Below are 11,960 nucleotides of genomic sequence, written 5' to 3' on the forward strand. Positions count from 1 at the left end.
TCTCGCCGGGTTGAAAATTGTCGCTCTTCCGTGACACAGTGCCGACTTGTCGCTTGGCTGGTCCGCTCCTACCGTTTAGCCCGGCTCGGGCCCGCCCGGCGACCTCGGCGCCGAGCCGACCGCCCTGGCGGGGGCCCAGACACCCCGCCCCGGCCACCTCGGGGTCGCGGGCGCGATGAGATCAGCGGGGGGCGGTGCGGGTGCGGCAGTTGGTCGGGTGGGTGTCCCGTGCCATGTGGTCCGACACAGCGCGGTGGATCGGCCTGGCGCGCGCCGGGCGATCCACGGGCTGCGGATGACCGCCGAGCTGTCGGAGGCGGTCAGCGCGGCGCAGGCCGGGGACGAGGAGGCGTTCCGCTTCCTCTACCGCACCCTCCAGCCGGGCCTGCTGCGATACCTGACCGTCCTTGTCGGCGCGGACGCCGAGGACGTCGCTTCCGAGACCTGGCTGCAGATCTCCCGCGACCTGCCCAGCTTCACCGGCGGCGAGTTCCGCGCCTGGACCGTCACCATCGCCCGCAACCGGGCGATGGACCACCTGCGCCGGCTGCGTCGCCGACCGTCCCTGCCGGTTCCGGTGCACGCGCTCGTCGAGTTGGCCAGCGACGCGGACACCGCCGAGGGGGCCAGCGAGACGATCGGCACCGAGACCGCACTGGCACTGATCGCCACCCTGCCTCCCCGCGAGGCCGAGGCGGTCCTGCTGCGGGCCGTGATCGGGATGGACGCGGAATCCGCGGGTCGGGTGTTGGGCCGCCGGGCCGGTGCCGTTCGGACTGCGGCCCATCGAGGTTTGCGACGGCTCGCAGCCCTGCTGGAGCGGCAGGCCCCGACCGGGCCGTCAGCCAGGGTCGAGGAGGTGCCGCCGCCCCGCACGGGCAGCGGCCCATCCGTGCGGGCGCCGCACGCTGAGTCGGCGGACGGCTGACGTGAGGGGACTCCCGATGAACCCGTTTCGGCGAGCCGACCATGCCGAGACCGAACGGCTGCTCGACTCGGCCCACACCAACGCGGACACCGCGCCGGATCACATCCGGCCCGCCATGCCCGGCGAAGCGGACGCGGCGTCGCGTCCGGCCCGCGCGTCTGCCCCGGTCGAGCCGGTGGCCGGGTTGCTCGCCGCAGCCGCCGGCCCGGTCCGGCCGGGGGAGTTGGCCGGCGAGGAGGCCGCGCTGGCCGCGTTCCGGGCCGCCCGGGCCAACCCGGCGCCGTCCGTGCCACCCCGGCCCCGCCGTCGCCGTCTGAGCACCGGCGCGGTGGCCTGGATCGGCGCGATGGCAGCCACCGCCACGGCGGGCGCCGCCTTCGCCGCGGTCACCCTCGACCAGGCACCGGACCCGGTCGCACCGGCGCCGTCCGGCACGTCACCGACGCCCGACGAGGGCGCCTCCCCGTCCGGCGACACCGTCGAGCCCGGCCGATCGACGCCGCCCGGCACACCGTTGTCGCCCACCGGAACACCGTCGGCCCACACCGCGCCCGTCAGCGAGCTGCTCGGCCTGTGCCGCGCCTGGCAGGCCAAGAAGCCCGAGCAGCGGGAGAGGGCGCTGGGTACACCGGCCTTCGAGAGCCTGGTGACCGCCGCCGGGAGCGCCGACGAGGTCGGGGCGTACTGCCAGCGGCTGGTGCCCGAGGCCAAGCCGTCAGCGTCGGCGAAGGCCACGCCGTCGCACCCGCGCACGGGCCGTCCCATCCAGGACTGAGCAGCCGGCTCTGGGGCCGCTCGTTCCGCCCTGCGTCGGAAATTCGTCTGTTAGACAGAGGTTGGTGGCGCCGTGCACGCCCCCGACGGTGTCGGTGGGTTCGTTTACGGTGGCACAGTATCCCGGAGCCGGCGCACGGAGAGGGGGCCTGACCGTTGGTGACGTCGCCCGAGTTGGACCGCAGCGGCATCCTGCGCGAGTCCGCCGCCGCAGGCCGGCACCTCGCCCGGATCTGCTTCAAGACCGGCCCGCCGACACACACCGGCGTCGAACTCGAATGGACCGTGCACGACGCCGCCGACCCCGCCCGCCCCGTCAGCCCGACGCGACTGCGGGCGGCGCTGGGGCGGCACAGCCCCACCACGCTGGATGCCACCAGCCCGGTCGAGCCGTTGCGACACGGCGGCATGGTGACCCTGGAGCCGGGTGGCCAACTGGAGATCTCCACCCCACCCCGCCCCTCGGTCGCCGCGTTGATCCGAGCCACCGAGGCCGATATCGCCCAGGTCACCGACCTGCTGGCCGCCGCCGGGCTGATCCTCGGTCGCAGTGGCATCGACCCACACCGACGGCCTCGCCCGGTGCTGGAAACTCCCCGCTACCGCGCGATGCGCGACGCCTTCGACAGGTGTGGTCCGGCCGGCCGAACGATGATGTACAGCACTGCCGGCCTGCAGATCTGCCTCGACGCCGGTGAGCCGGACCAGGTCGCTGACCGCTGGGCCACGGCCCACGCGGTCGGGCCGCCGCTGCTCGCGGCCTTCGCCTCCGCCACCCGCCACGCCGGGCGCCGCACCGGCTGGGCCTCCGCCCGGATGGCCGCCTGGCTGGCCATCGACCCGGCCCGCACCCGCCCGGTCTGGACGCCCGGCCGCGCCGACGAGGACCCGACCGCCACCTGGGTCCGGTACGTGCTCGCCGCGCCGCTGCTCTGCCTGCGCCGGCACGGCCAAGACTGGACGGCCCCGCCCGGTGTGACCTTCGCCGACTGGCTCGACGGCGCGCTGCCCCAACCACCCACCACCGACGACCTCGACTACCACGTCAGCACCCTCTTCCCGCCGGTCCGACCACGCGGCTACCTGGAGCTGCGCTACCTGGACGCCCAGCCCGGCCAGGAGTGGCGGCTCCCGCTGGCGGTGCTGGCCGCCCTCTTCACCGACCCGGGCACGGTGCGCGGGGCGTACACCATCGCCGCGCCGGTAGCGCACCGCTGGTCGGCCGCGGCCCGGCACGGCCTGGCCGACCCGGCGCTGGCTGCCGCCGCTACGGCCCTGCTCGACCTGGCCCTGACCGCCCTGCCCCGGCTCGGCCTGCCGGCCGGCACCCACGACGAGATCCAGCGAGGCGTACGACGGCGGCTGGCCGCCGCAAAGAGGGGAGACCGGTGAGTGCGAGGAGTGAGTCGGGGTTGCGAGCCCCGCAGTCGCGAACGGACGGTGGCGTGGTGAGTGCGAGGAGTGAGTCGGGGTTGCGAGCCCCGCAGTCGCGAACGAAAGGTGGCGCGGTGACCGCGAGCACGACCGGGCATGCCGACGGGGAGCGACTGCGCGACCGGATCGCGGTGGAGTTGGCACGAGCCCGCTCCCGCACCACGTTGCTGACCGAGGTGGTCGACGACGCCGACCTGATGCGCCAGCACTCACCGCTGATGTCGCCGCTTGTCTGGGACCTGGCTCACGTGGGTAACCAGGAGGAGCTCTGGCTGGTCCGCGACGTCGGGGGCCGCGAGCCGGTCCGGTGCGACATCGACGATCTGTACGACGCGTTCAAGCAGCCGCGCCGGGACCGCCCCGCGCTGCCGCTGCTACCGCCTGCCGAGGCGCGCGCCTACCTGGACACGGTCCGGGACAAGGTGCACGACCTGCTCGACACGGTGGCCTTCACCGAGGGGCCGCTGGTCGCCGACGGGTTCGCCTTCGGCATGATCGTCCAGCACGAGCAGCAGCACGACGAGACCATGCTGGCCACCCACCAGCTGCGCGCGGGGCCGGCGGTGTTGCAGGCGGCTGCACCGCCCGAGCCGTCCGCCCGAGTCGGCGGGGAGGTGCTGGTGCCGGCCGGTGCGTTCACCATGGGTACCGACACCGATCCCTGGGCTCTGGACAACGAACGCCCCGCGCACCGCGTCGACCTCCCGGCGTACGTCATCGACGCCGCCCCGGTCACCAACGGCCAGTACGCGGCCTTCATCGCCGACGGCGGCTACACCGATCAGCGCTGGTGGAGCCCGGCCGGCTGGGCGCACCGGCTTCGGGAGCAGCTCGACGCGCCGATGCACTGGCGTCGTGACGGCGACGAGTGGTCCTACCGGCTCTTCGGCCGGTGGAGCCGGGTGCGCGCCGACGAGCCGGTGGTGCACGTGTGCTGGTACGAGGCGCAGGCGTACGCGGCGTGGGCCGGCAAGCGCCTGCCGACCGAGGCGGAGTGGGAGAAGGCGGCCCGTTGGGACCCGGCAACCGGGCGGTCCCGTCGTTACCCCTGGGGTGACGACGACCCGACCGAGGCACACGCCAATCTCGACCAACGCCACCTGCGGCCAGCGCCGGTGGGCGCGTACCCGGCCGGTGCCTCGCCGTTGGGTGTGCACCAGCTCATCGGTGACGTCTGGGAATGGACCTCGACCACGTTCAACGGGCATCCCGGCTTCACTGCCTTCCCCTACCGCGAATACTCGGAGGTCTTCTTCGGTGACGACTACCGGGTGCTGCGCGGTGGCTCGTTCGGCACCGACCGTTCCGCCTGCCGGGGCACCTTCCGCAACTGGGACTATCCGATCCGCCGGCAGATCTTCAGCGGTTTCCGTTGCGCCCGCGACGCCCGACCGGACGAGTCGTAGCGGTGCGTCGCCGCACGGCCGGCGGCCCGGTGGGCGAGGGGTGCTGATGTGTCGCCACCTGGCCTACCTGGGGCCGCCGGTGACCCTGGCCGAGGTCCTGTTCGATCCTCCGCATTCGCTGGTGCGGCAGTCCTGGGCGCCCCGCGACATGCGCGGCGGCGGCACCATCAACGCCGACGGGTTCGGCGTCGGCTGGTACCCGGGCGAGGGCGAGCCGGTGCGTTACCGACGGGCGCAGCCGATCTGGAGCGACCCGACCATCGCCCAGCTCGCGTCGGTGACCCGCACCGGAGCGGTGCTCGCGGCGGTGCGCTCGGCCACTGTCGGGATGGCGGTGCTCGACGGTGCCGCCGCGCCGTTCGCCGAGGGGCGGTGGCTGTTCAGCCACAACGGGGTGGTCCGCGGCTGGCCGGACGCCGTGGTGCCGCTCGCCGCCGGTCTGCCGGTACGTGACCTGCTCACCCTGGACGCCGCCACCGACTCGGCGTTGCTGTGGGCGCTGGTGCGGCGCCGGTTGCGCGCCGGCGAGGACCCGGTTGAGGCGGTCGGGCGGACGGTGGCCGAGGTCGCCGCGGCCGCGCCCGGGTCGCGGCTCAACCTGCTGCTCACCGACGGGCACCAGGCGGTGGCCAGCGCGGCCGGGCACGCGTTGTCGGTACGCGAGACGCCGGTTTCGGTGCTGATCGTCTCGGAGCCGCACGACGATGATCCCGGGTGGCGGGCGGTGCCCGAGGGGCATCTGGTCGTCGCCACCGCGGGCGCGGTGCGGGTACGTCCACTACCGACCCGGTGAGCCGCACCGGTCGGGCACGCAACGGTTGATCGAGCAGAGAGGCGAACCGATGACCGCGGAACCGCTGGAGATCTACCTCGAAGAGCGTGACCTGGAGCGCGGCCTCCGCGACGATGTCCGGGCGGGGCTGAGCGTCGGGCAGAAGTGGCTGCCGCCGAAGTGGTTCTACGACGCCCGGGGCAGTGAGCTGTTCGAGGAGATCACCCGCCTTCCCGAGTACTACCCGACCCGGGCCGAGCGGGCGGTCCTTGCCGAGCGCGCTCCCGAGATCGCGGCGCTGACCGGGGCCAAGACCCTGATCGAGCTGGGCTCTGGCTCCTCAGAGAAGACCCGACTGCTGTTGGACGCCTTCACCCGCCGGGGCGGCCTGGGCACGTTCGTCCCGCTCGACGTGTCGGTGAGCGCGCTGCTCGGCTCCACCGCCCAGATCGCCGCCGACTATCCGAGCCTGCGGGTCCGGGGCATCGTGGGGGACTTCACCCGGCAACTGGACCGGTTGCCCACCGGCGGCCGACGGCTGGTGGTGTTCCTCGGCGGCACCATCGGCAACCTGATGCCCGCCGAGCGGGCCGAGTTCCTGACGTCGATGCGCGCCGCACTGGAGGTTGGCGACTGGCTGCTGCTCGGCACCGACCTGGTGAAGGACCCGTCGGTGATCGTGCCCGCGTACGACGACGCCGCCGGGGTGACCGCCGAGTTCAACCGCAACGTGCTGTACGTGATCAACCGGGAGTTGGGCGCCGATTTCGACCCGGTGGCGTTCGAGCACGTCGCCCGCTGGGACGCGACCCACGAGTGGGTCGAGATGCGGCTGCGGGCGACCCGGCCGATGCGGGTGCGGGTGCTGGACCTGACCGTGGACTTCGCCGCGGGGGAGGAGCTGCGCACCGAGGTCTCGGCGAAGTTCCGCCCGGCGGGAATCGCCGCGGAACTGGCCACCGCGGGTTTCGCCTCGACGGAGTTCTGGACCGACCCGGACGGGCTCTTCGGGGTCACGTTGGCCCAGGCAGGGTGAGCTGTTCACCCACCCCGAACTGGCCCGCCGGTGATCGGATAGGCTGATCGCGCGAAGGGGAGTAGCCCCCAATGTCGTGGTCGACATACTGGTGCGTTCCGCATCCGGCCACGCGGCCTCGGTTTCTCCGGGGCGGGCGAGACCTTCGACTCAGGCTGTTGCAGCCGGGTCGAGGGCGCCCCTGTACCTCCTCCCGGCATGGACGGGAAGGACGTCATGGAGGGATTTTTCGCCGCGCTGGTCGTCAGCTTCGGCGTCATCTTCGTCGCCGAGCTGGGGGACAAATCCCAGCTGATGGCGCTGACCTTCGCCACGCGGTTCAAGCCGATCCCGGTGCTGATCGGCATCACGGTTGCCACGGCGGTGGTGCACCTGGCGTCGGTGGCCATCGGCGCGGGTCTCGGGGCGGTCCTGCCGACCGAGTGGATCTCCCTGGTGGCTGGCGTGGCGTTCCTCGGTTTCGGTGCGTGGACCCTGCGCGGGGACAAGCTCACCGAGGAGGAGAAGCGCAAGGCGGAGAAGACCAACAAGACCGCGCTCGTGGCGGTGTCGGTGGCGTTCTTCCTGGCGGAGTTGGGCGACAAGACGATGCTCGCGACGATCACGCTCGCCACCAAGTACGGCTGGTTCGGCACCTGGCTCGGCTCCACCATCGGAATGGTGGCCGCGGACGCGTTGGCCATCCTGGTCGGCCGGATGCTCGGTCGCCGTCTGCCGGAGAAGGCCATCAAGTACGGCGCGGCGATCCTCTTCGCCATCTCCGGCCTCTGGCTGATCCTGGAGGCGGTGAACGAGCTCACCTGAGCACCGACTAGCTGTCCCGGGGGCGGGTAACGGCCCGGGGTGGAGCCGGCCGAGCTGTTGCGCCAGGGCGACCAGGTGCTGGTTGCCGTGGTGGAGGTGGCCGGCGCGCTGGTGATCTTCGTCGGCGCGGTCTGGGCGGCGGTGCGGTTCGTGGTCGAGGGGCTGCGACACCGCACCGCCGCCGTTTTCACTCCGATCCGGCTCTCGCTGGGCCGGTTTCTGACCCTCGGCCTCGAATTCCAGTTGGCGGCCGACGTGCTGCGGACCGCGGTGTCCCCGTCGTTTGAGCAGATCGGCCAACTGGCCGCCATTGCCACGATCCGAACGGCGTTGAACTACTTCCTGGGCCGGGAGATCCGGCAGGAGCAGCGGCAGGTGGCCGAGGGGGAGCGTCGGACATGATGGAAACCCTGGTCACGGCGGTGACGGCGCTGGCCATGATCGCCGGTGTGGTCACCGTGCTCAGCACCGGGGCGCTGCGGACGGCCGTCCGGGTGCTGCTGGACCTGCTGACGGCGGCCGGCCTGCTCCGCCTCGCCGGTGACCCGAGCTGGAACAGCCTGGCCGGCGCCGTGGCGATCATCGCCCTGCGCCAACTGCTCGGGGCCGCACTGGGCGCCCCTGGGCGACAATCCCCGCCGCCCTGCGCGGTGGACGGTCACCACCTACCGTTGGCGGTAAGAGGCGAAACCGGGAAAAGCGGGAGGGCAACCACATGAGCAGGCATGACGAACCGAACGAGTACGGCTTCGCCGGCGATGCCACCGCTCCGGAGCCGCAGCCCGGCGGGAAGCCCGACGAGCAGGACCTGGCCGAGGAGGTGGCGGTGCCCGGCGACGACCTCACCGAACCGGCGGCCGAGGCGCTGTCCGAGGAGACCGAGGAGCGCCGGCCCGCCGAACGCGGCCGCTGACCGGCCGGCGGCGGCTCTCCGGGCTGACGCCGACCGCCGGCCCGCCTGCGGTCGAGCGCAGGTGGCCGCGCGTCCCGGTGAGTCGCCGGGACGCGCCTCGGTCAGCCGTCGGCCTTTCGCTGGTAGACGTCGGGCACGCCGTCGCCGTCGAGGTCCAGCCGCTCCCGCTCCGCCACCCGGCGGTACGCCGCGTTGCGGCGGACGAGAACCGTGGCGGCCAGCCCGGCGGAGATCACCGATCCGAGCAGCACGGCCGCCTTGACCCGGTCGTCGGCCGTGCTGCCAGCGCCGAAGGCCAGGTCGCCGATGAGCAGCGACACGGTGAACCCGACGCCGGCCAGCAGGGCGATCCCGAGCAGGTCCGACCACGTGATGTCCTCGTCCAGTTCGGCACGGGTGAACCGGGCCAGCAGGTACGTCGAGCCGAAGATGCCGATGCTCTTGCCGAGCACCAGGGCGGCGACGATGGCGATCACCACCGGGTCGGTCAGCAGGGCACCCAGGTCGGTGCCGCGCAGCGTGACCCCGGCGGCGAACAGGGCGAAGATCGGCACCGCGAAGCCGGCTGACACGGGTCGCCAACGGTGCTCCAGGTGTGCGGCGAGCCCGCCGTCGTCCGCCCCCGTGCCGTTCGTGGCCGGTTGGCCGTCACCCGTGGCCCGGCGGCGGGCCAGCACCGGCACGGTGAAGCCGAGCAGGACGCCGGCCACCGTGGCGTGCACACCCGAGGCGTGCACCAGGGCCCAGGCGGCGATCGCGAGGGGGATCAGGGCCCACCACCAGCTACGCCCGCGCTGCACCAGCAGCGCGAAGAGGGCGATCGGGGCCAGTGCGGCGAGCAGCGGAACGGGATGGAAGTCGGCGGTGTAGAAGACCGCGATGATGGTGATCGCGAACAGGTCGTCGACAACGGCGAGGGTGAGCAGGAACGCGCGCAGGCCCTGGGGCAGGTGCGAGCTGACCACCGCGAGCACGGCCAGCGCGAAGGCGATGTCGGTGGCGGTCGGAATGGCCCAGCCGCGCAGCCCTGCCCCGCCCGCGCTCAGGACGACCGCCACGTAGATCAGCGCCGGCAGGAGCATCCCGCCGAGGGCGGCCACGACGGGCAGTGCGGCCCTGCGCGGGTCGCGTAGTTCACCGACGACGAACTCCCGCTTGAGTTCCAGGCCCACCACGAAGAAGAAGACGGCCAGCAGACCGTCCGCCGTCCAGGTGGACACGTCCAGGTCGAGGTGCCAGGGCGCGCCGCCGGGCCAGGGCACCCAGCGGCCGAGCCGGAGGTACGAGTCGGACCAGGGGGAGTTGGCCCAGATCAGCGCGATCACGGCACCGAGGAGCAGCAGCGCGCCACCGACGGTCTCGGTGCGGAGCACGTCGGCCAGGTGCCGGGCCTCGGGCCAGGTCGATCGGGAGAACAGGCGAACCTTCGGCCGGCGCGGCTCGGATGCCGGGGTGCGGGAGGTCATCTGCGGGGCTCACCTCGGGAATCAGGACGGCAGGAATCCACTTGCCGACCAGACTTCCCGGCACACCGCTGTCGACCCTATCCGGCGTCGCCGTCGGCGGCGACCGCTGGGGCGATTGGACCCGGCCCGATCGGTCTTCGACTTTTCCCCGTTGTCGCCGCTGCCGAATGGACGTTTGTCGGGTTGGTCATGCGAGCGCACATCTCACCACCGGAAAATACATAACTCCGGACATAAGGCGCATGAGCAGCTTTAATGGTTTCACGAGTTTAGAGACGACCTTGGGGGTTTTCGTGAAGTTCTTTGGCGTAACCGGACCGACACGGAGGCGCTCCTGATGGACCTGCTCCGCCAATTGCGCCACGTGCGTCGGCACTGGTGGGTCGCGCTGGTCACGGTCATGGTGGCCCTGGGCGTCTCGGCGTTCCTGACCGTACGGGCCCAACCCCGGTACGTCGCCTCGGTGACCTTCTTCGTTACCACCCCCAACTCGGGCGTCAGCGACGCCTACCAGGGTGGACTCTTCCTCCAGCAGCGGGTCAAGTCGTACGCCGACCTGCTCAACAGCGACCGGCTGGCGCAGAGCGTGGTGGCCGAGACCCCGGTGGGCCTTACCGCGGACGAGGTGCAGCGCCGGGTGAGCACGTCCACCGAGACCGGCACCGTTCTGCTGCGGGCGTCGGTCACCGACACCGACCAGACCCGGGCGTTGCGGGTGACGGAAACCCTCGCCGCGAAGTTCGTGGAACTCGTCCAGAAGGTCGAGACGACGCCTGAGGGCAAGGCGCCGATCAAGATCGAGGTGGTCAGTGGCCCACGGGTGAGCGCCAGCCCGGTCTCGCCGCAGCCGGTCCGCAACCTCTCCCTCGGTGGCCTGATCGGCCTGGTCCTCGGTGTCGGTCTGGCGATCCTGCGCGGTGTCGCCGACGTCCGGCTCCGCGACGCCGCCGGCCTGCAACGGGCCACCGGCAGTCCACTGCTCGGTGAGATCCCGTTCGAGACCAACGCCCGCACCGCGCCACTGATCGTGGGCGAGGCCGCGACCTCGGCGCGTGCGGAGGCGGTCCGCAAACTGCGGACCAACCTGCGCTTCGTGGATGTCCACGAGCCGGCCCGGGTCATCGCCGTGACCAGCGCGTTGCAGGGCGAGGGCAAGACCACACTCTCCTGCAACCTGGCCATCGCGCTCGCCGAGGCGGGTTGGCGGGTGCTGCTGGTCGACGCGGACCTGCGCCGCCCGAAGGTCGACGACTACCTGGGCCTGGACGCCGGTGTCGGCCTCACCGACGTGCTGGTCGGCGACGTGCAGGTCGGCGACGTCGTGCAGCGCTGGGGAGACAAGTCACTGCTGGTGCTGCCCAGCGGATCCGCGCCGCCGAACCCGAGCGAGCTGCTCGGTTCCAAGGCGATGTCGGACCTGCTGCTGGCGTTGCGCGAGTCGGCCGACATCGTGATCATCGACACCGCGCCGCTGCTCGCGGTGACCGACGGCGTCGTCGTGGCCGTGCAGGCCGACGGTGCGCTGCTGGTGACCCAGCAGGGCCGTACCTCGAGGACCCAGGTCGCCGCAGCGGCCCGCTCGCTGCACTCGGTCTCGGTCCGGCTGCTCGGCTGCGTGCTGAACATGGCCAAGGTCGCCAAGGCCGAGGCGTATCAGTACGAGGCCTACCGGGTGGTCACCGCGACGCCCCCGGCGTCGGTGCCGACCGACCGGGCCACGTCCGGTCGGCACAGTGAGGCCACCACCGGGGTCAACGGCGTCCCCGACCACACCCAGGAACTCACCCGGCTGCCCCGATGAGCGCGGCGAGGGGTCGCAGCGACCGTTCGATCTCCTCGGCGCAGCGTCGGAAGTCGGCGGCGGTGCCGCCGATCGGGTCCCGAAGGTCGTCCGCGTCCGGGGCGGCGGGTTGCAGCCGTCCCCGGGCCCGGGCGGCGGCGGCGATCGCCGCCCGCAGCGGGTCGCCGTCCGACCCTTCGGGCGGCTCGGCCGCCGCGGCCAGTCGACCGAACTGGCGCAGCGTGAACGTCCGGTGCAGCGCTCCCGGCGCCAGCGCGGTGCAGACCGAACGCTGGCGTCGGGTCGCGGTCAGCACGAGCGTCGCGTCGGCCAGGGACTCGGGGCGCAACCCCCGGGTGCGGAACGCCGCCGGGTCCGCGCCGCTCTCCGCCACGACCTCCATGGCGTACGGGTGCATGGCCAGCCCGTCGATCGCGTCGGTGCCGGCGCTGGCCACGGTCACGGGCCGGTCGGCCAACAGCCGGCGGGCCAGGTACTCGGCCATCGGCGACCGGCACAGGTTGGCGTGGCAGACGAACAACACGCGATCGGCCATCGGTGCCCCTCTCATCGGTGCGGACACGGCTGCCCGCACCGCGAGGGCGGTGCGTCGACGCCGGTGGCCGCGCAGGGAGGGGTTGTCGGCA

13 protein-coding genes are annotated in these 11,960 nt (G+C 72.6%); 11 read left to right on the top strand and 2 right to left on the bottom strand.

Translation table 11 applies throughout. The annotated features are described in order from the left end of the window. Window positions 1-295: 295 nt before the first annotated feature. The 10 genes from ACQEUX_RS07405 (at window position 296) to ACQEUX_RS07450 (ending at window position 8,067) form a co-directional block, all read left to right on the top strand. Window positions 296-928, top strand: coding sequence for an RNA polymerase sigma factor (locus tag ACQEUX_RS07405; RefSeq protein WP_433043177.1), 633 nt, complete (start codon window positions 296-298; stop codon window positions 926-928). A 16-nt stretch (window positions 929-944) separates the two neighbouring features. Next, complete coding sequence (locus ACQEUX_RS07410) at window positions 945-1,703, top strand: hypothetical protein (protein ID WP_433043180.1); 759 nt, start codon at window positions 945-947, stop codon at window positions 1,701-1,703. A 155-nt stretch (window positions 1,704-1,858) separates the two neighbouring features. Continuing rightward, window positions 1,859-3,094: an ergothioneine biosynthesis glutamate--cysteine ligase EgtA gene (gene egtA, locus ACQEUX_RS07415; protein WP_433043183.1), complete on the top strand. Its 1,236-nt coding sequence runs from the start codon at window positions 1,859-1,861 to the stop codon at window positions 3,092-3,094. 116 nt (window positions 3,095-3,210) lie between these two features. Further along, complete coding sequence (gene egtB, locus ACQEUX_RS07420) at window positions 3,211-4,542, top strand: ergothioneine biosynthesis protein EgtB (RefSeq protein WP_433043186.1); 1,332 nt, start codon at window positions 3,211-3,213, stop codon at window positions 4,540-4,542. A gap of 46 nt (window positions 4,543-4,588) precedes the next feature. Next, window positions 4,589-5,335 (top strand): ergothioneine biosynthesis protein EgtC, encoded by a 747-nt coding sequence (gene egtC, locus ACQEUX_RS07425; RefSeq protein ID WP_433043189.1) that lies wholly within the window; start codon window positions 4,589-4,591, stop codon window positions 5,333-5,335. A gap of 49 nt (window positions 5,336-5,384) precedes the next feature. Continuing rightward, the gene (egtD, locus tag ACQEUX_RS07430; protein ID WP_433043192.1) at window positions 5,385-6,350 is read left to right on the top strand and encodes an L-histidine N(alpha)-methyltransferase; all 966 of its coding nucleotides are present in this window, start codon (window positions 5,385-5,387) and stop codon (window positions 6,348-6,350) included. A 216-nt stretch (window positions 6,351-6,566) separates the two neighbouring features. Then, window positions 6,567-7,154, top strand: coding sequence for a TMEM165/GDT1 family protein (locus tag ACQEUX_RS07435; RefSeq protein ID WP_091397848.1), 588 nt, complete (start codon window positions 6,567-6,569; stop codon window positions 7,152-7,154). 39 nt (window positions 7,155-7,193) lie between these two features. Next, the gene (locus ACQEUX_RS07440) at window positions 7,194-7,556 is read left to right on the top strand and encodes a DUF1622 domain-containing protein (RefSeq protein ID WP_433043195.1); all 363 of its coding nucleotides are present in this window, start codon (window positions 7,194-7,196) and stop codon (window positions 7,554-7,556) included. Then, the gene (locus ACQEUX_RS07445; RefSeq protein ID WP_433043198.1) at window positions 7,553-7,873 is read left to right on the top strand and encodes a hypothetical protein; all 321 of its coding nucleotides are present in this window, start codon (window positions 7,553-7,555) and stop codon (window positions 7,871-7,873) included. The genes ACQEUX_RS07440 and ACQEUX_RS07445 overlap by 4 nt, the downstream gene beginning before the upstream one ends. Then, window positions 7,870-8,067 carry a hypothetical protein gene (locus ACQEUX_RS07450; protein ID WP_074310271.1) on the top strand — a complete coding sequence of 66 codons (198 nt, stop codon included), beginning with the start codon at window positions 7,870-7,872 and terminating at the stop codon, window positions 8,065-8,067. Before ACQEUX_RS07445 ends, ACQEUX_RS07450 begins: the two co-directional genes overlap by 4 nt. Window positions 8,068-8,168: 101 nt before the next feature. Here ACQEUX_RS07450 and nhaA read toward each other — a convergent pair whose 3' ends face one another. Beyond that, window positions 8,169-9,533 (bottom strand): Na+/H+ antiporter NhaA, encoded by a 1,365-nt coding sequence (gene nhaA, locus ACQEUX_RS07455; RefSeq protein ID WP_433043200.1) that lies wholly within the window; start codon window positions 9,531-9,533, stop codon window positions 8,169-8,171. Between the two features lie 337 nt (window positions 9,534-9,870). On the opposite strand from nhaA, the gene ACQEUX_RS07460 reads away from it, so the two are divergent. Then, window positions 9,871-11,334 carry a polysaccharide biosynthesis tyrosine autokinase gene (locus tag ACQEUX_RS07460; RefSeq protein ID WP_433043203.1) on the top strand — a complete coding sequence of 488 codons (1,464 nt, stop codon included), beginning with the start codon at window positions 9,871-9,873 and terminating at the stop codon, window positions 11,332-11,334. Here ACQEUX_RS07460 and ACQEUX_RS07465 read toward each other — a convergent pair. Further along, window positions 11,315-11,869: a low molecular weight phosphatase family protein gene (locus ACQEUX_RS07465; RefSeq protein ID WP_433043206.1), complete on the bottom strand. Its 555-nt coding sequence runs from the start codon at window positions 11,867-11,869 to the stop codon at window positions 11,315-11,317. The genes ACQEUX_RS07460 and ACQEUX_RS07465 overlap by 20 nt on opposite strands. Between the last annotated feature and the right edge of the window lie 91 nt (window positions 11,870-11,960).

Origin of the sequence: Micromonospora sp. CA-259024 (assembly GCF_050936255.1) — a bacterium.
Classification (GTDB): domain Bacteria; phylum Actinomycetota; class Actinomycetes; order Mycobacteriales; family Micromonosporaceae; genus Micromonospora.